Raw genomic sequence first — 18399 nt, forward strand, 5'->3', positions numbered from 1 at the left:
TTCCCACTTCTTTAAATTAGTTTTGGTATTTTAACTTCCCCCTTAGTGGCTTGAAGCCTATTAGGATGTGGACAGCGGGGAAGTCATTGTTTTCACTGCGCTTACGTGGCGTTGGATGATACTGTTTTATTATTTTTTTACGTTGATAAGTGAGGAAATATCAGACACTTATAGTATGAAATACAAATAATGCTGAAATATAATTTTGGCGGTTTAAACCTTTCTGATCTACTCTGCGACTAACTCTTCAACACAATATAAAAAACGACAAGCATATTGAATACACAAGGAAATGTTGTTTCTGCTCAACGCGCATTCGAAGATAAGTCTGAGCGGGATTTAATTAAAGCAGTACAACAGGGCGATAAAAAAGCATATCAAACCCTATATCAAACCTATATTGGTCAGGTATATGGTCTGTGCTTTCGGCTTACTAGTGATAAGTCGTTAGCAGAAGATGCCGCTCAAGAAGTGTTCATTCAACTGTGGCGAAAAATGGGTAATTATAAAGGAGACAGTAAGTTCTCCACTTGGTTACATACAGTAACTTCAAACATTACCATTTCTTATTTGCGTAAGCAGCGAGGTTGGGTGAAACGTATGTTCAATATTGAAGATTCAGAGGCAAATTTTTATGCTGCGGAGCAATCCACTGATCTAAGTGAATTAGAACGTCATGTCGCCAGATTGCCCGAACGAGCGCGGATTGTTTTTGTGTTGCATGCAATAGAAGGTTACCGCCACGAAGATATTGCTAGCATGATGAATATGGCGGTTGGCTCCAGTAAAGCACAGTTTCACCGTGCCAAGCAGTTGTTAAAGGAGTGGATGGGTTATGAGTAATATGAATTTTGAAAAAGATTTACGAGCGCAAATAGATGCTCTGAGTAACGAAAAACAACCTGAAAGAGATCTGTGGGCTGGGATTGAAATAGCGCTAGCCGAAGAACCTGCGCCTCTTGAGCAAGTTCAAAAACGTAAAAGTGAGTCGAGCTTCAAGGTGATTGCTATTGCAGCTTCTTTCGCGCTTGTTTGTGTTCTTAGTTGGTTCTCTCTAAACCCCACATCTGAGCAAATGACGGGGCAAGATCTAGTCGCAGCATTAAGTAGTCAGCATAAAATGCAAAAAGATGCGTTATTGGTGAAATTTCAAGATCAGCCTGCGTTGACGGAAAATTGGCAAAAGCAATTAACGGAGTTGGATGAAGCAGCTGATGCTATCAAGGCTGCTTTGAAGCACGATTCAAACAATATTGCACTGTTGAAAATGCTGCAAAACGTGCATCAACAGCAAATTGATTTAATTGAACGAGTTCATGCTCCTAAGTGGAGACAAATTTGATGGAACTGCAACAAGATAGCACTCGCACCGCGTTGCAGTACTGCAAGAATCATCACTGCCAGTCAGTGGATGTAAATAAGGGTATTAGAATGAAACAAATATTGTTTAGTGTTGGTTTTTGCTTGATAAGCTCTTTTACCTTCGCCGGTGAGAAAGTTGATCAAACGCTAAAAGCCGATAACAACGGTTATGTACAAATTGAACACCTCGGAGGCTATGCCAACATAAAAGGCTGGTCGAAGAATGAGGTACGAGTCGTGGGTGAATTAGGTGACCGTACAGAGAAGTTTATTTTTGAGCGTGATGGCAATGAAGTCATTATTAAAGTGAAGGTTAAAAATAACAAAGGTACTTGGAGTTGGGGGTCAGAAGATGGTGATGATCTGGAAATTTACGTGCCATTAGATAGCCATATAAATTATAACTCCACAAATGCCAATGTAGAGGTTACACAAGTACGCGGAAGTGCTGATATAGATACCGTAAATGGGAATATTGAAGTCACAAATCTCTCTGGTAGGTTACGTATTGAAGCCGTTAATGGCGATGTTACGGCTCGATCACTGCAGGGCAATATTAAAATTCAAACTGTAAATGGCGATATTAAAGACAGTGACTCTACAGCAAGTGAAGCTGCATACGAATCGGTTAATGGAGATATTGACGTTGTTGTTTCAAGTCCGGAAGTAAAAGCGGAAACCGTCAATGGGGATATTGAGTTAACATTAGGAAAGGTTGAGCACCTGAACTTGAACACGGTAAATGGTAGTGTGCAAGCGAGCATGGCGTTAGCGTCTCAAGGAGATGTTCGGGCTACCAGTGTTGGTGGTGGCATCAGTCTATATTTTCAGCCAGATGTTTCCGCGCGCTTTGATTTACAAGGTCATGCCGGTGGTCGGATTATTAACAAAATTACCCAAGATAAAGAACATAAAGCCAAATATGGGCCTAGTCGCTGGCTTGAATTTTCCCATAACGGCGGAAACGGTCAAGTTAAGGTGTCTACCGTCAGCGGCAGAATTAAAGTCGACAAAAAATAATAAACATACTAAACCTGTAGTCGGTGGCTTTAGCCCCGAGATGGATGGGTTAAACCCTGAGAGGAACCCATGGCCTGAAGACCATGCTACAACCCCGAAATTGGATTGGGAAACCCCCGAGATGAACCCATGGCCTAAAGGCCATGCTACAACTGTAGTCGGGGCTTTAGCCCCGAGATGATTCCCAATTAAACGCATCCTGTAGTCGGTGGCTTTAGCCCCGAGGAGATTCCCAATTAAACGAATCAACAACCTCCCTGTACCGCCGAAAAGAATTCGCCAATCGATTCCAACAAATCCTGATTTGCTGATAAATTTTCACAATACACTTTGATGCAGTATCAAACTTAGCGCATAATACTCGGCCCATTGTTAAAAGATTTAAGAGTGTTGTGAAAGCCGTTCCGGATAAAAACAGAGACGATAAAGTTGAGAAACTGAAAATCCCGCCGCATTCCATGGAAGCTGAGCAATCAGTGCTTGGGAGTATGTTAATTGCTCCCGATTCTTGGGACAAAGTAGCGGAAGTCGTTGTTGAAGAAGACTTTTATAACCGTTCGCACCGTACTATTTTCCGCGCAATTGTTCGTTTGTTATCTGCTAACCAACCTGTTGATATCATCACAGTTTCTGAAGAGTTAGAGAATCACGATGAATTGGAAGAAGCCGGTGGCTTCACGTATTTAGGCGAACTAGCTCAGAACACGCCAAGTGCAGCTAACGTAGTGGCCTACGCAGAAATCATTAAAGAACGTGCTATCACACGGGAGCTTATTGGTGTTGCACATTCTATCGCTGATGTTGGGTATAATCCTGAAGGCAGAGATAGTAGTGAGATCCTCGATCTTGCCGAGACACAGGTTTTCCAAATCGCTGAAAAGCGAATGGGTAGTAATGAAGGGCCCAAAGATGTTGAGTCTGTATTAGGTAAGACAATAGATCGTCTTGAAGCCTTAATCAAAACCAACAAAGAAGTGACTGGGGTGTCTACCGGCTATACCGATCTAGATAAAAAAACCAGTGGGTTGCAGGGTTCGGACCTTATTATTGTGGCAGCTCGTCCTTCCATGGGGAAAACAACTTTTGCCATGAACTTGTGCGAAAATGCCATGTTATTGGAAGAGAAACCGGTATTAGTGTTTTCCCTAGAAATGCCGGCCGAGCAAATTATGATGAGGATGCTCGCCTCTTTGAGTCGGGTCGACCAGACCAAAATCCGTACCGCTCAGTTAGACGATGAAGACTGGGCACGTATTTCCAACACAATGGCTATGTTGAAAGACAAAGATAATCTGTTTGTTGATGATTCATCTGGCCTAACACCTATGGAAGTGCGTACTCGAGCCCGTAAGTTAGCGCGTGAGCGTGGTGGTATCAGTATGATCATGATTGATTACCTGCAGCTAATGCGAGTGCCATCATTAAGTGATAACCGTACCTTAGAGATAGCCGAAATATCCCGTTCATTAAAGGCATTGGCAAAAGAGTTAAATGTGCCTGTTGTGGCTTTGTCACAGTTAAACCGGAGTTTGGAACAACGGGCTGATAAACGTCCGATAAACTCAGACTTACGTGAATCTGGTTCTATCGAGCAGGATGCCGATTTGATTATGTTTATCTATCGAGACGAAGTTTATAATGAAAATACTGATCTTAAGGGGATTTCGGAAATAATCTTAGGAAAACAACGGAATGGTCCTATTGGTACGGTACGTCTTACATTCCAAGGTCAATTTTCCCGCTTTGACAATTATGCTGGTCCCGCTTATTCCGACGAATAATGTGAGCTTAAATTGTTTTCAAACAGGATAAATCCCGTCCTACAGGGGTTTATAACCATGGGCTTTAGTCTGTCGGTTGCTGTTGTATTTCCATCGGGATAAATCCCGTCCTGCAGGGGTTTGTAACCATTGGCTTTAGTCTATCGGTTGCTGTTGTATTTCCAACGGGATAAATCCCGTCCTACAGGTGTTTATAACCATGGGCTTTAGTCTGTCGGTCGCTGTTGTATTTCCAACGGGATAAATCCCGTCCTACAGGGGTTTGTAACCATTGGCTTTAGTCTATTGGTTGCTGTTGTATTTCCAACGGGATAAATCCCGTCCTACAGGTGTTTGTAACCATGGGCTTTAGCCTGTCGGTCGCTGTTGTATTTCCAACGGGATAAATCCCGTCCTACAGGGGTTTGTAACCATTGGCTTTAGTCTATCGGTCGCTGTTGTATTTCCAACGGGATAAATCCAGTCCTACAGGGGTTTGTAGCCATGGGCTTTAGTCCATCGGTCGCTGTTGTATTTCCAACAGGATAAATCCCGTCCTACAGGTGTTTGTAAACACCGATGCCAAATCATGATTAAATTTCAGGTATAAAAAAAGCGGCTTAAAAGCCGCTTTTAACGTAAATATTGCGTATTAACGTAATACTTTTTCTTTCTTAGTAGCTGTTACAACAGCTTCAATACGACGGTTCACTTTATGTGCTGCTGCAGTATTGCTTGTATCTAATAATTGAGTTTCACCAAAACCTTCAGCGCTCAATCTGCTTGCATCAATACCGTAGTCATCGATAAGCAATTGTCTAACTGCTCTTGCACGCTTAAGTGAAATTGTCATGTTGTAATCCGCACGACCTGGTGCAGAAGCGTGACCTTCAATTGTAGTGTGAGTATTCGGGAAACGATTCAAGAAATCAGCGAATTCTTGGAACTTAGGATCCTTCGGATTTTGAATAACACTGCTGTTATTTGCAAAAGTTACTTTAAGTGTTTCACGAACTTCTACTTCTTCAAAAACACTACAGCCCATTGAATCTACTTTATCTGTAAGAGGCGTGTCAGCACACTGATCTACATTATCAAGAACGCCATCTTGGTCGCTATCAAGTTCTAAACTACAACCTTTCGCACCTACAGGTGTACCAGCTGGAGTATTTGGACATTGGTCAATGTCATTCAATACGCCGTCGCCGTCTAAATCTATGCTACAACCGTTGCTGTCTACTCGTGCACCGATAGCAGTGTTAGGGCATTGATCAAGATTGTCGTTAACGCCATCTTGGTCAGCATCACCAGGAGCTTTAGGACCAGTAGAACCAAATGTGTAAGCTAAACCTAGTTTAGCGCTTACGTCATTGTATGCTTGTCCGAAATCATGGTAAGCAGCTACTTCAGTAATTAGCTTAACTTTTTCAGATAGATCCCAGTGCTTACCAAGACCAAGGTTAGCCATGCTTCCAGAGTCAACCATATCGATATGTTTCAAACCACCAAATATATACATTAGGTCGTCATCTAGGAAATACATTGCATCAATACCGAAACGTATTGCGCTGTCATCTTCTAGGTTAGCATCACTTTGTAAGTTAACTTTAGATACTTCGAAACGACCACCCCAGTGCTCGCTTTCTCTAACACCAACTTCAGCACCTAGTCCTAGGCCAGCATCAAAAGAAGTAAAGTCGAAGCTTTTCTCTTCATCTGGCTTATAAATCTCAGTAAAGCCGCCTATCCAGTATTTATCTGAAGAATCTTCAGCTGCGAAAGCGTTACTTGAAATAGCAGCTAAAAGACTTGCTGCGATTAATGATTTTTTCATGTTTCCATCCCGTGTGTAGTGGTTGTCTAAATTAAAAGTAAATTTTTCAAATTATTGTCAATTCTACGTGTCAAAAATATAGTTTTCACACGTCTTTTTCGAGTCCTTGTAGTGTCGCCACTATATTTCTTTGGGTCCCATGGTCTCGGTGCTCACCTAAGTATATCCCTTGCCACGTCCCCATTTCCAGCTTACCTGAGCTAATGGGGATATTTAAATTGTTACCAAAAATACTCGCTTTAATATGTGCTGGCATATCATCATCACCCTCAATATCATGCAAGTAATGTTCCGAACCTTCAGGAATCATCCGATTTATTTGAGTTTCGAGATCAATTCTTACTGTAGGGTCTGCATTTTCGTTAATTGTGAGGCTTGCACTGGTGTGTTGAATAAATAAATTCAACATACCTACAGACATCTCTCGTATTTCAGGCAGCTGTCCAAGGATTTCTTGGGTAATTAAATGAAACCCTCTTGCTTTGACTCTTATTGTTATTCTTTTCTGTATCCACATTGCGACACTATTTATTAAAGCATATTTCTAAATATGCTTTTCCTGCCTCGCTGGTAAACGGCATAACTAATTTAGCGCCGTCAACCTGATGATTAATTGTATGGTTTTTACCAAAAACTACAATAGGTGTGGCCATACCAAATTCTTGACTTGTTTCAGCAAGCGTACTTTTCGCGCCACCACAAACCATATTTACAACTTCTCCAACCATGTCCTGAACATCGTCATCTACACTTGTTGGTTTTTCGCCTAGCATTTTATTCATTATATCAAGTGCTAAGGATTCCTCGAAAGTGATCGACAAAGAACCTTTAATATCGTCACCAATCATTCCGATTAAACCTGAAACATCACCGCAAGCCTTAGAGTCGACCTTTTCTAGTGCTTCTCCTGGCTTCAATTCGGTTTGAGCCATGGTCAACAACACATTTATAAAAGATGCAATAAATGGCTTAATGAATTCGGCGTTCATAGAACTAGTGTTTCCTTATCCCGTTCTAGCATTTACAGAGGTAAAACAAATTTACCCAGAACTAAATGAAGATGGAATGGATGACTACTGACAAAGTGCGCAGGTTCCATGTGCTTCAATCGTTTGTTTACTCACTTTGAATCCAACAGAGTTTGCCTGTTTATCCAATGTTTCTTTCAATCCTTCTGACTGAATTTCTTTTACTAAGCCGCATTTATCGCAGATTAAAAACTGAACTGGATGACTGCAATCAAAATGATGACACGCAACAAAAGCATTGGTGGATTCTAATCTATGAATCAAACCGAATTCGAGTAAAAAGTCTAAGGTACGATAAACAGTCGCAGGTTTGGCGCCGCTTTCTGTCACTTTTAATTCATCTAATAACTCGTAAGCACCTACAGAACTACTTTTGTTCAACAGTAATTCATAGACTTTTTCTCTCAGGCTTGTGAATCGAGCACCCTTACCTTCACAGTATTCTTTAGCTCTAGACAATTGTGCATCGATATTCATTATAGCTAGTTATGTCCTTTTTAACCCTATTTATTCAGGGATTGAAGCAACTGATCTTCTAATTCAAATCGTGCTTCTAGTTGTTGACCTAAAAACGAAAGCTTATCGTCAAAATTCGCTAAATTCTTATCTGAGGAAACTTCGGCGAATAAATCATTAAACGCTAGTGCTTCTTCAGTTGTCTCTGAAATGCGAGGATATATAGACTTTTCAAGACTCTGATCGTTATTATTCTTTTGTGGATCTGAAGCCAGTTTATCATAAACTTCAAAATGCCCAGTGGATACATAATCCACTAAGGTTTCGCAGAAGGTCCTGATTTCACTTATTTCCGGCAACCCAGAAGTTTGCTTCTCAAACGGCGGCAAGCCCGCCAATTGACAATATTGTACCAGTAATTTTTGACGCTCTTGCAACCATATATCTACAGACTTATGGTAGCCACTCCATTTTTGCTTAGCGAGTTCGACTTTGGTCAACATTGTAGATCCTTACAAGAGTCCATTTCATTGAAACATAGTATATCATTGGCAATAGTGTAACTAAACTATGCTTTAGTCTATTGACGTAGATCAATTGTAACATCTGACTTTCAAGAAAGGCTAGAAATCGTGTTAAACTAATTTCATCATTCTGACTTCAAATTGTGGTAATTATACCTTGTTTTGGTGTCTCTAAAAGACGACATGTGTGTGACTTATGCTAATAAATATTAAAGAAATCGGCGTTAATACTGAAGTTCAGTGGATTATTTTTATGGGCGACCGTGTTGTCGCAAATAAGGAACAGCAAGAGTTGCTAAGAGCCACTTGGCAAGATCTGGCAATGATTCATCATTACGACGATCAAATCATTTCATTGGGTGAGTTCGACGGAACTCCCTGCCTAGCAGTCGATGTAGGCAATGAGCAGCTGGTTATTGAAGAATACGAAACTATTAGTCTCCGTGGCATTTACCTTGGTAATAATTTTCCTTTGTTCCAGACTGTCGCCCGTGCTTGGCAATGGATATTGTTTAGACGAACCCATCGTTACTGTGGTCAGTGTGGAAGTGCGATGCAGCAAGTGAATTGGGAAATGGCAACCCAGTGCTTTAATTGCCAGCATCGCTGCTACCCGCGTGTTTCACCTTGTATAATTGTTGCTATCCGTAAAGGAAATAAAATATTACTAGCACAAGGTAAAGCACAACGAGATCGAAAAATGTTTTCTACCTTAGCCGGATTCGTAGAAAGTGGTGAAAGCTTAGAGCAAGCGGTTCATCGAGAAGTATTTGAAGAGGTTGGGATTAAGGTAAAGAACCTTGAGTATTTTGACAGCCAACCTTGGCCGTTTCCCCATTCTTTGATGATGGGGTATTTAGCTGAACATGACAGCGGAGAAATTGAAGTTGATGGCGATGAGATTTTAGAAGCTCATTGGTACGAACCTGACCAGCTGCCAATAATTCCGCCGCGAATATCTATTGCTGGGCAATTAATTGAAGAAACCTTGCGACGCATAGCGCAATCCGATAATTAAGCTTATTAGAAATAAAAAACCCTGCTGAGCAGGGTTGTAATATTTTAGCGTCGAGGGCTCGTTAATCGAGCTTCTTAATTGTTAGAACTTTTAACATCATTATTTTATAGCAAATGGTGATAACGTAAATCAAGAATTATTTTTAAAATATGTTATAAAAAACTAAAAATCGATAAATATACCCTCAACAACACTTTTTTACTAAACTATGCCGCAATTTTAAAATAATGAGCTTCTCACTAATTCACAAAAATTACTGTTGGCTCGGCTTAACCCCTTTAATAAACGGATAAATCATGCAGTTAAAAAACGATCGCTATCTACGCGCTTTGCTTCGTCAACCAGTCGATGTCACCCCAGTGTGGATGATGCGCCAAGCCGGTCGCTATTTGCCAGAATATAAAGCGACTCGTGCAGAAGCGGGCGATTTTATGTCACTTTGTAAAAATGCCGAATTGGCCTGTGAAGTGACTTTACAACCTTTGCGACGCTTTGATTTAGATGCTGCTATTTTATTTTCCGATATTTTGACTATTCCTGATGCAATGGGACTTGGTCTGTATTTTGAAGCAGGGGAAGGTCCTAAATTTAAACACCCATTAACTAGTCGCTCGCAAATCGAGGCGCTGCCTATTCCTGATCCTGAAGATGAACTGGGTTATGTTATGAATGCAGTGCGTACTATTCGACGCAACTTAAAAGGGGAAGTGCCATTAATTGGATTCTCTGGCAGTCCATGGACGCTTGCCACTTATATGGTAGAAGGCGGTGCTAGCAAAGCATTCACTAAAATTAAGAAAATGGCATTTGCAGATCCTCAGTCATTGCACTTATTGCTAGATAAACTTGCAGATTCAGTGATTTCGTATCTGAATGCACAAATAAAAGCCGGAGCACAATCGGTAATGGTATTTGATACTTGGGGAGGGGTGCTAACTCCAAGAGATTATCAATTATTTTCATTGCAGTACATGCACAAAATTGTTGATGGCCTGATTAGAGAATATGAAGGACAGCGCATACCAGTTACATTGTTTACTAAAAATGGTGGGGCATGGATTGAGAAAATCGCCGACACCGGATGTGATGGTGTGGGACTTGATTGGACCATTGATATTGCAGACGCTAAGCGCCGAGTAGGCGATAAAGTAGCGTTACAGGGCAATATGGACCCGTCCATTCTTTACGCGGATGCTCCTCGCATTGAAGAAGAAGTTAAAACGATATTGGCTGGATTTGGTGAAGGCACTGGCCACGTATTTAATCTCGGCCACGGTATTCATCTAGATGTGCCACCTGAAAATGCAGGTGTATTTGTGGAAGCGGTGCATAAATTCAGTAAGCCCTATCACCAAACTGCAAAATAATGAAATCGCCGTTTGTTTTATGGGTTAGTGCTGGATTAATATTCTTTGCTGGATATTGGTTCGGCACTGTTCAATCGGAACATAACGGCGACATTGTGAACAACGAGGTATTGGTTGAAATTGAGCAGAAAAGCGAACAGCTGCTAACTGAAAATACGCATACCACTTCGAATCAGCAGACGACCAAAGAAATCGAGATTCAAATAAAAGCCAAGGATGAAAACCTTAGCTTGTTAGATGATAAAAATAACCAGCAAGATCAAGATTTAGCTGAGTTAGGTGAAGCATTTCAGCAATCGAAATTGTCTCGTCAACTAACAGAATTAAAAGAAGTCGAGTTCGAACAGGGTTACTCTGCCAACCACACCAACTTAACCGCGCAAAATCAAATCAGTGATTTTTTGTCTTTACACCAAGATGCTAAACTAATTGATCTTTATCGACTTGATTGTGATAACAGCCGATGCCAAATGATCGGTGAATATGCCGGTGAGCATCAAGATTGGGCTAAGGTAATATCTGGCATGCGAGGCTCTGATTGGTGGGATTATGTTGGGACGTCGTCATCCACTACAAGCAAAGATGGAAAAACTTATTTCCACATTTTTTTAGATAAATAGGCCGCTGATCACGCATTAATCAGCCCAACAGATAATCAATCAGGCATCTCTTGGCAGACCTTTTTCCACACTTCTAATTAGTCGCTTTGTGAGTCTTTGAGTTTGCGCCGTACTGGGCACGGATTGTTGGCGTTCGAGCTGTTGTTGTATAGCCCATTGAATGTGTTCCGAAACCATTTCACTAGTATCTTTCAATTGTGCTTGTAGTGCGTCCAAAATAGACTGGTCGAATTCTGCGTTACCCATAGCTACCGCTATATTTCTTTGCCATTTTTGGAAACCGATTCGACGGATGGCGGATCCTTCCGTATTAGTAAGAAATTGCTTTTCATCCCACGAAAATAACGTAACTAAGTCAGCGCCTTTAATGACTTTTCTACCATAAAAATCTTTTTCTTGGGTCAGTTGGGCGTATCGATTCCATGGGCAAATCAATTGACAGTCATCACAGCCATAAATGCGGTTTCCTATGGCTGTTCGGAAATGCTCAGGAATCACTCCATCATACTCAATGGTTAAATAAGAAATGCAACGTCGTCCGTCAACAACATAAGGCTCTACAATGGCTTGCGTAGGACAGATAGTTAGACAGGCTGTGCAACTACCACAATTTTGCTCCACGGGTTGGTCGACGGGGAGCGGAATATTGACAAATAATTCACCTAGAAAAAACCAAGAACCCGCTTCTTTATTGATCGTTAATGAATGCTTACCGGTCCAGCCTATACCGGCTTTTTCTGCAACCGCATGTTCTAATACAGGCGCAGAGTCCACAAATGGACGAAATTCTAAATCAACAAATTGTTGTTTGATTTGTTCACCGAGTTTTTTAAGTCGGTTACGCACCAGTTTATGGTAATCACGACCCACAGCATAACGACTTATGTAGGCGGTTTTAGAGCGTTTTAAATCTTTTGCAAAACTAGCGTCAGGGGGGAGATAGTCCATTCTTACACTAATCAATCGCAAAGTGCCTTCGAGCAACTTGGCTGGATCTGCGCGTTTTTCTTGATTTCGCTCAAAAAACTGCATATCTCCGTTGAAGCCTTTGTCTAGCCAGCTTTCGAGGTGAGCCTGATGTTGAGATAAATCGGTATCGGTAATTCCCACTTGCTGAAAACCTAGCGCTTTGCCCCACTCCTTGATATTTTTGGCTAACCTATCCAGAAAATCGGGAGATAATTGTGTCACAGCGGTCCTTAAAAGCAGAATTGTCAGAACAAAGGTTATCACAAAATCTTTATACAGCGCAGTGTGTAAGAGAAGGCGAAGTGGAAGCGGCTAAACAGATGTCTATTCCTCTTTACGACGTTATGCTGATCGCTGGCGAAAAGTTATTTCAATGGATTCAGAAACATTTCGATCATCAGACCAATATTTTAGTGGTGGTTGGAACGGGTAATAATGGCGGGGACGGCTATGTTGCTGCCAGTCTGTTATTGGATGATGGTTATAAGGTGTCGCTCGCATCTATCGATCCGGCTCGACAATTATCTGGCGATGCTGCTTTGGCGCAAAAAAGTTGGGTAGCCAGCGGTGGCGAAGTGGCTGATATTCGATTGTTAGATACCGAACATTTTGAGCTAATTGTAGACGGACTTTTAGGCACTGGATTAAATGGACCTGTATCATCCGCCTATCAGTCTGTTATTCAGCGAATTAATCAATCGGCGGCTCATATTTTATGTATTGATATTCCATCGGGTCTTGATGCCAATACAGGCGCAACGCTAGGAGCCAGTATTAATGCAGATACCACCATTACATTTGTTGGTATAAAAACCGGATTGGTCACCGCTAACGGCAAACAAAAATCGGCTAATTTAATATTTGAAGAATTGAACATTGGTGAAACCTTTGCGCATCTCACTGAGCCTAAAGCACGCTTAGTCGAATACGCTGACTTTGCTCCTTTACCTTCACGTGCTTTATATAGCCACAAAGGAAATAATGGTAAATTGCTGTGTATCGGCGGTAATAATGGGATGGCTGGAGCGATTCGTCTTACCGCTGAGGCGGCCATGCGCACGGGGGCCGGGCTGGTAAAGGTTTACTGTCATCCCAGTTCAGCGTCATCGATTGTGCAGGGGAGGGCAGAAATAATGGCTAGCAGTGAAAATTTGTTGCAGCTATTAGATTGGGCAGATTGTATCGTATTTGGTCCTGGTTTAGGTCAAACTACTTGGAGCCAAGAAACCTTTAATCAATTATTGAGTTATCTGGTTGATCAAGATAAACCACTAGTAATTGACGCCGATGGCTTAAATTTATTAAGTCAGCAATTGCACGCGTTGAATTTATCTTATTTGATAATGTCTCCTCATAGTGCCGAAGCGGCAAGGTTGCTAAATATAAGCATCGAAAGTGTGGAAAATGATCGCTATCAAGCGGCATCAAAATTGGTCGAAACCTATGGCGGAAATTGTATTCTAAAAGGTGCTGGCAGTATCGTTCATGGACCCTCAGGCACATATGTATGTGCAAATGGCAATCCAGGTATGTCGACAGCAGGTATGGGGGATGTTCTTTCAGGTGTTTTGGGATCTCTAGCAGCGCAAGGGATGACAGCAACTGATGCGAGCTTATACGGCACCTGCATTCATTCCGCGGCCGCCGATTTAGTGGCGGACAACTTTGGTCAACGTGGTATGATTGCCAGTGATTTATTTGATTATTTAAGACAACTAGTTAATTGAAAATGAAATATACGCAGTTTTTGCCAGATGAGGCAGCTACACTCAATATTGCTAAACGAATTTCCCAACTGACCACCCAGCATTTAGTTATTTATTTGTCTGGTGATCTTGGTGCTGGTAAAACCTCGTTTAGTCGAGGCTTTTTGCATGGTTTGGGGCATGTTGGGAACGTTAAAAGTCCCACCTATACTATCGTCGAGCCTTATGAAGTGCCACCTTGGAGAGTTTTTCACTTTGATTTGTATCGCTTAGCAGATCCTGAAGAGCTCGAATATATGGGAATTCGCGATTATTTTGCAGAAGACTGCATTTGCCTAATTGAGTGGCCCGATAAAGGCGCTGGTCTATTGGCAACAGCTGATTTAGAGATTAGTATAGAATTCGAAGCTGGTGGAAGGCGCATCCATCTAGCCTCCCATTCTGATGTCGGGCAAAAAATTGTAGAGATATTACAAAAATAATAATGATGAATACTGTATCTAGACTGATAGCTCAAATATTGAGCGGCACTTTGATGCTGCTTATCAGTCATTTCTGTATTGCACAAAATGCAATTGAAGCGTTGCGCCTGTGGCCTTCTCCGGATAATACTCGGGTGGTTTTAGATCTCACCGAGCAACCTGAATACTCCTATTTCACCCTTTCAAACCCAGAGCGGTTAGTTATCGATTTGGCAAATACTAAGGGCGATATTGATCTTGCTGGTTTTGCCAAATCATCCGATTTAGTTAAAAAAATAAGGTACAGCTCTGCCAAAGATGCTTCGTCAGTGCGGGTTGTACTCGAACTAAATCGAAAATTGAATACCGAAATCTTTGCGTTACCGCCTACTGCGCCATATAAAAATCGTTTAGTAATAGATTTAAGTGACCACTCGAACAGCACCCCGCAGGTGGTAATGAGTTCAGAAAGCTCGACTCGAGATCGAGATATTATCATTGCTATTGATGCTGGACACGGTGGAGAGGATCCCGGTTCAATTGGCAGAGCGGGTACCTATGAAAAAAATATCACACTGAGCGTAAGCAAAAGATTGGCAGATCTGATTAACGCCGAGCCAGGGTTAAGAGCTGTAATGACACGCACTGGTGATTATTATATTTCGCCTAATGCACGCCCAGATATTGCCCGCAAAAACAAAGCTGATTTATTTATCTCAGTTCATGCTGATGCGTTTACCACTCCCCAGCCAAAAGGCGCTTCTGTTTGGGTTTTATCTATGGGCAGAGCGAATTCTGTTTTAGGTCGATGGATGGAACGCACTGAACGTCACTCTGAGTTGTTAGGTGGCGCTGCCGAGGTGATTCAAGATACGGCAAGTGAACGTTATTTAGCTCAAGCGTTGTTAGATATGTCAATGGACCACTCATTAACTACCAGTTACGACATCAGTAAAATGGTTATATCTGAATTGAAACAAGTGACCAGCTTGCACAAAAAAATGCCACAAGCAGCCAGCTTAGCGGTACTCACCTCTCCGGATATTCCTTCGATACTTGTGGAAGTGGGCTTCATTTCTAATCCAACTGAAGAAAAAAACCTTAATTGGAATCAACATCGCCAAAAATTAGCAAGTTCGGTATTTTCTGCAATCAAACAACATTTTAGAAAACTCCCGCCAGATGGTACGCTATGGGCGAATAACGCACGTTCTGAAAAACGCACTCACAGAGTCAGAAGTGGTGAGTCATTATCATTATTGGCACAACGCTATAAAGTGCGAATTAGCGCCATAAAAGAAGCAAATAATATGCGTAATGATACGGTGAGGATTGGTCAAGTATTGACAATTCCAAGCACCTAAACAATAAGTTATTCCCGCCCAAAAAATTAATAAAGGTTTCCTGTGTCAATTCGAATTCTATCCCCACAACTTGCCAACCAAATTGCCGCTGGTGAAGTAGTTGAACGGCCCGCTTCTGTGGTCAAAGAATTGGTTGAAAACTGCTTGGATGCAGGTGCCAGCAGTATTGAAATTGAGATAGATAAAGGTGGACATAAACGTATTTCTATTCGCGACAATGGTAAAGGCATCCCGCAGCAAGAGTTAGAATTGGCGCTGAGTAGACATGCAACCAGCAAAATATCCAAACTCGACGATTTAGAAAATATTTGTAGTCTTGGCTTTCGCGGAGAAGCGTTAGCCAGTATTAGTTCTGTGTCACGATTAACCTTAACTTCAAAACCACAAGAACAACAACAAGCATGGCAAGCTTGCGCAGAGGGAAGGGACATGCAAGTGACACTTCAGCCTGCTGCACACCCCAAAGGTACCAGCATTGAAGTACTTGATTTGTTTTTCAACACGCCAGCTAGACGTAAATTTTTGCGCGCTGAAAAAACCGAGTTTAACCATATTGATGAAGTGATAAGGCGAATTGCCTTGAGTCGATTTGATGTGGCGTTGAACCTTAAACACAATGGCAAGACGGTTAGAAAATATCCAGCGATTAAGGATGACGGGTCGCATATCAAACGGATTGCTGCGGTTTGCGGTAGTGATTTTGCGGATAACTCTCTTGCTATAGACAGTGAGTATGAGGGGATAAGGCTTAACGGCTGGTTAAGCGCCGCTGGCGCGAGTCGTATGCAAAGTGATCTGCAATATGTTTACGTTAATGGTCGCGTGATGAAAGATAAACTAATTAATCATGCAATTAGGCAAGCATATGAAGGTTTGATTGAGCCTAACACTCACCCAGCATTCGTGCTGTTTCTGTCTTTGGATCCTATGCAAGTTGATGTCAATGTTCACCCAGCTAAACATGAAGTGAGATTTCATCAATCCCGACTTGTCCATGACGTTATATTTCGCTCTGTTTCAAAAGCGCTGACTGAATCGTTCTCTGATCATACGGAGCATGCTGAGAGCGGCGGACAAGTCACACCAACGACATTGCAAGAAGTTGCTCCTAGCCACCAGTATATCCGTCCGTTGAGCAGGGTAATTGATAAGCCAAGCCAGAGTGAACAGCCGTTGCGCTCAACCACTGAAATTCATGAGCAGGTCACTAATCAGCAACCTAAAACATTCAGTTATAGTGCTCCGGCTCATTCAAAGTCAGGGGCCAAGCATTACAAAAATTTAATGACTCCGCATTCCTCTGAACACTCTCAAAGCAACCTGTTGAGTTTTATGCAGGTTGCTGATAATCGTTTATTGATCGAATGTGCAGGGGCGTATTATCTGTGTGACGCAGAAAAATTAGCCGCTAAAAAATTACACGATGATGGGCAGTTTAATCAACCAGTGATGCAACCTCTTTTAATGCCCATTTCGCTGGCGTTGAACCAGATAAAGCTGACGATAGAGCCATCATTAATTCAGAGTATTAAAAGCTTAGGTATTGAGCTTTCTATTGTTAATCAACGTATACTTTTGAAGCAAGTCCCTTCCGGAACCCGAGCTTTGGATTGGGCCAGTGTGCTGCTGAGTTTGTTTGATAGATTGGAGCTAGCGCTCAATCAAAGTACCAAGGAAAATGCGACTCTGCCTATTCGTAAATTTGACCAAGACAGTGACAAACAACTATTACTTGAAAGTTTTTACACTGTGTTAGCAGAGCACCAAATCAAAGGGTTAGCAGCACAACATACTAATATGAACTTTCTTTGTGAATGGTTAACTAAACAACTCAATGCTGAAGAAATACTTAAATCTTGCGCTAAATTAATCCCATTAAAAAATTGGTTATCACAATTTGATGAATAAAAAACAAACCGAAAACTTACCGCCAGCGATTTTTTTAATGGGGCCAACAGCCTCTGGTAAGACTGATTTGGCATTAGAAATAAGCAAAAGGCTCCCCTGTGAAATCATTAGTGTAGATTCGGCGCTAATCTATCGTGGTATGGACATAGGCACGGCCAAACCAACTCCCGAAGAACTATCTCAAGTTCCCCATCGACTCATTGATATTCTCGACCCTGCAGAATCTTATTCGGTTGCGAATTTCAGGAACGATGCGTTAAATGCGATGAAAGCGGTAACTGAAAATGGAAAGATTCCTTTACTGGTTGGTGGAACTATGATGTATTTCAAGAGCTTAGTTGATGGTTTATCAACATTGCCAGCTGCCAATGAAGAAGTTCGTGCGCAATTAACCCAAGACGCACAAAACCAAGGCTGGGACGCATTGCATAACCGATTAGAACAAATCGACCCAATTTCAGCTAAACGTATACATCCAAATGACCCTCAGCGTTTGTTAAGGGCTTTAGAAGTATTTGTATTGAGCGGAAAGACGATGACGGAGTTAACTGCGGCAAAGTCCAGTAGTCTCCCATATTCGGTAAAAGAATTTGCCATCATGCCCAGTGATCGGGGTATACTCCATGAGCGTATAGAAAAACGATTTAATGTTATGCTTGATAAAGGCTTTCAACAAGAAGTCGAAGATCTTAAGCGTCGCGGAGATTTACATCTAGATTTGCCTTCCATGCGGTGTGTGGGTTACCGTCAAATGTGGCAGTATCTCGATGGTGACTATAATCACGAGGAAATGGTATTTAAAGGTGTGGCGGCAACGCGTCAATTGGCAAAAAGACAAATAACCTGGCTAAGAAGCTGGAAAAATATAACTTTTTTAGATGGTATTGAAAAAGACAATTTGACTACCATATTGAATGTCAGCAATACTGTACCCTAATAGGCAGCTATACAGCCCCATGTTTTACTGTATAATTTGTATATCAGGTGAAAATCATAATAAAA

At 41.7% G+C, this 18399-nt stretch carries 18 protein-coding genes; 12 read left to right on the plus strand and 6 right to left on the minus strand.

The window, feature by feature from the left end; genetic code table 11:
• Window positions 1-273: 273 nt before the first annotated feature.
• The 4 genes from VUI23_RS02380 to dnaB all read left to right on the plus strand — a co-directional run bounded on the left by VUI23_RS02380 (window position 274) and on the right by dnaB (window position 4163).
• Window positions 274-843 (plus strand): RNA polymerase sigma factor, encoded by a 570-nt coding sequence (locus tag VUI23_RS02380; RefSeq protein WP_216049831.1) that lies wholly within the window; start codon window positions 274-276, stop codon window positions 841-843.
• Window positions 836-1342, plus strand: coding sequence for a hypothetical protein (locus VUI23_RS02385; RefSeq protein WP_342806678.1), 507 nt, complete (start codon window positions 836-838; stop codon window positions 1340-1342). Before VUI23_RS02380 ends, VUI23_RS02385 begins: the two co-directional genes overlap by 8 nt.
• On the plus strand, window positions 1342-2382 hold the full coding sequence (locus tag VUI23_RS02390; protein ID WP_252729354.1) for a DUF4097 family beta strand repeat-containing protein: 1041 nt from the start codon (window positions 1342-1344) through the stop codon (window positions 2380-2382). Before VUI23_RS02385 ends, VUI23_RS02390 begins: the two co-directional genes overlap by 1 nt.
• Before the next feature lie 392 nt (window positions 2383-2774).
• Window positions 2775-4163, plus strand: coding sequence for a replicative DNA helicase (gene dnaB / locus VUI23_RS02395; protein WP_216049757.1), 1389 nt, complete (start codon window positions 2775-2777; stop codon window positions 4161-4163).
• 631 nt (window positions 4164-4794) lie between these two features.
• On the opposite strand, the gene VUI23_RS02400 is transcribed toward dnaB, so the two are convergent.
• From VUI23_RS02400 to rsd, 5 genes are all read right to left on the minus strand, one after another.
• A complete protein-coding gene (locus VUI23_RS02400) occupies window positions 4795-5976 on the minus strand; it encodes an OmpA family protein (protein ID WP_216049758.1) in 1182 nt (393 codons plus the stop codon).
• Window positions 5977-6061: 85 nt separating this feature from the next.
• A complete protein-coding gene (locus VUI23_RS02405) occupies window positions 6062-6493 on the minus strand; it encodes a secondary thiamine-phosphate synthase enzyme YjbQ (protein ID WP_216049759.1) in 432 nt (143 codons plus the stop codon).
• Window positions 6494-6500: 7 nt separating this feature from the next.
• A complete protein-coding gene (locus VUI23_RS02410; RefSeq protein WP_303502367.1) occupies window positions 6501-6965 on the minus strand; it encodes a chemotaxis protein CheX in 465 nt (154 codons plus the stop codon).
• Window positions 6966-7049: 84 nt separating this feature from the next.
• Window positions 7050-7481: a transcriptional repressor gene (locus VUI23_RS02415; protein WP_342806680.1), complete on the minus strand. Its 432-nt coding sequence runs from the start codon at window positions 7479-7481 to the stop codon at window positions 7050-7052.
• Between the two features lie 26 nt (window positions 7482-7507).
• Window positions 7508-7963 carry a sigma D regulator gene (gene rsd / locus VUI23_RS02420; protein ID WP_216049762.1) on the minus strand — a complete coding sequence of 152 codons (456 nt, stop codon included), beginning with the start codon at window positions 7961-7963 and terminating at the stop codon, window positions 7508-7510.
• Between the two features lie 217 nt (window positions 7964-8180).
• On the opposite strand from rsd, the gene nudC reads away from it, so the two are divergent.
• From nudC to VUI23_RS02435, 3 genes are all read left to right on the plus strand, one after another.
• Window positions 8181-9002 (plus strand): NAD(+) diphosphatase, encoded by an 822-nt coding sequence (gene nudC, locus VUI23_RS02425; protein WP_216049763.1) that lies wholly within the window; start codon window positions 8181-8183, stop codon window positions 9000-9002.
• A gap of 293 nt (window positions 9003-9295) precedes the next feature.
• Entirely contained in the window at window positions 9296-10369 is a 1074-nt protein-coding gene (gene hemE / locus VUI23_RS02430; protein ID WP_216049833.1) for a uroporphyrinogen decarboxylase, read from the plus strand.
• Entirely contained in the window at window positions 10369-10989 is a 621-nt protein-coding gene (locus tag VUI23_RS02435) for a hypothetical protein (RefSeq protein WP_342806682.1), read from the plus strand. The genes hemE and VUI23_RS02435 overlap by 1 nt, the downstream gene beginning before the upstream one ends.
• A 39-nt stretch (window positions 10990-11028) precedes the next feature.
• Here the strand turns inward: VUI23_RS02435 and queG are convergent, their stop codons facing one another.
• Entirely contained in the window at window positions 11029-12180 is a 1152-nt protein-coding gene (gene queG, locus VUI23_RS02440) for a tRNA epoxyqueuosine(34) reductase QueG (protein ID WP_342806684.1), read from the minus strand.
• Here queG and VUI23_RS02445 point away from each other — a divergent pair.
• The 5 genes from VUI23_RS02445 to miaA are packed head-to-tail and all read left to right on the plus strand — an operon-like array spanning window position 12174 to window position 18334.
• Window positions 12174-13685, plus strand: a complete 1512-nt coding sequence (locus tag VUI23_RS02445) for an NAD(P)H-hydrate dehydratase (RefSeq protein WP_342806686.1) — start codon at window positions 12174-12176, stop codon at window positions 13683-13685. The two genes, queG and VUI23_RS02445, sit on opposite strands and share 7 nt — an antisense overlap.
• Before the next feature lie 2 nt (window positions 13686-13687).
• A complete protein-coding gene (gene tsaE / locus VUI23_RS02450) occupies window positions 13688-14146 on the plus strand; it encodes a tRNA (adenosine(37)-N6)-threonylcarbamoyltransferase complex ATPase subunit type 1 TsaE (RefSeq protein ID WP_216049767.1) in 459 nt (152 codons plus the stop codon).
• A 53-nt stretch (window positions 14147-14199) separates the two neighbouring features.
• The gene (locus VUI23_RS02455; protein WP_342808228.1) at window positions 14200-15489 is read left to right on the plus strand and encodes an N-acetylmuramoyl-L-alanine amidase; all 1290 of its coding nucleotides are present in this window, start codon (window positions 14200-14202) and stop codon (window positions 15487-15489) included.
• Window positions 15490-15531: 42 nt separating this feature from the next.
• Complete coding sequence (gene mutL, locus VUI23_RS02460; RefSeq protein WP_342806688.1) at window positions 15532-17397, plus strand: DNA mismatch repair endonuclease MutL; 1866 nt, start codon at window positions 15532-15534, stop codon at window positions 17395-17397.
• Entirely contained in the window at window positions 17390-18334 is a 945-nt protein-coding gene (miaA, locus tag VUI23_RS02465) for a tRNA (adenosine(37)-N6)-dimethylallyltransferase MiaA (RefSeq protein WP_342806690.1), read from the plus strand. Before mutL ends, miaA begins: the two co-directional genes overlap by 8 nt.
• Window positions 18335-18399 lie beyond the last annotated feature (65 nt).

The organism is Alteromonas sp. M12 (assembly GCF_037478005.1).
GTDB lineage: Bacteria > Pseudomonadota > Gammaproteobacteria > Enterobacterales > Alteromonadaceae > Aliiglaciecola > Aliiglaciecola lipolytica_A.

Coding starts and splice junctions, on each gene's coding strand:
- VUI23_RS02385 (WP_342806678.1), top strand. CDS start 836: ATGAGTAATATGAATTTTGAAAAAGATTTACGAGCGCAAATAGATGCT.
- VUI23_RS02390 (WP_252729354.1), top strand. CDS start 1,342: ATGGAACTGCAACAAGATAGCACTCGCACCGCGTTGCAGTACTGCAAG.
- VUI23_RS02400 (WP_216049758.1), bottom strand. CDS start 5,976: ATGAAAAAATCATTAATCGCAGCAAGTCTTTTAGCTGCTATTTCAAGT.
- VUI23_RS02405 (WP_216049759.1), bottom strand. CDS start 6,493: ATGTGGATACAGAAAAGAATAACAATAAGAGTCAAAGCAAGAGGGTTT.
- VUI23_RS02410 (WP_303502367.1), bottom strand. CDS start 6,965: ATGAACGCCGAATTCATTAAGCCATTTATTGCATCTTTTATAAATGTG.
- VUI23_RS02415 (WP_342806680.1), bottom strand. CDS start 7,481: ATGAATATCGATGCACAATTGTCTAGAGCTAAAGAATACTGTGAAGGT.
- rsd (WP_216049762.1), bottom strand. CDS start 7,963: ATGTTGACCAAAGTCGAACTCGCTAAGCAAAAATGGAGTGGCTACCAT.
- nudC (WP_216049763.1), top strand. CDS start 8,181: ATGCTAATAAATATTAAAGAAATCGGCGTTAATACTGAAGTTCAGTGG.
- VUI23_RS02435 (WP_342806682.1), top strand. CDS start 10,369: ATGAAATCGCCGTTTGTTTTATGGGTTAGTGCTGGATTAATATTCTTT.
- tsaE (WP_216049767.1), top strand. CDS start 13,688: ATGAAATATACGCAGTTTTTGCCAGATGAGGCAGCTACACTCAATATT.
- VUI23_RS02455 (WP_342808228.1), top strand. CDS start 14,200: ATGCTGCTTATCAGTCATTTCTGTATTGCACAAAATGCAATTGAAGCG.
- miaA (WP_342806690.1), top strand. CDS start 17,390: ATGAATAAAAAACAAACCGAAAACTTACCGCCAGCGATTTTTTTAATG.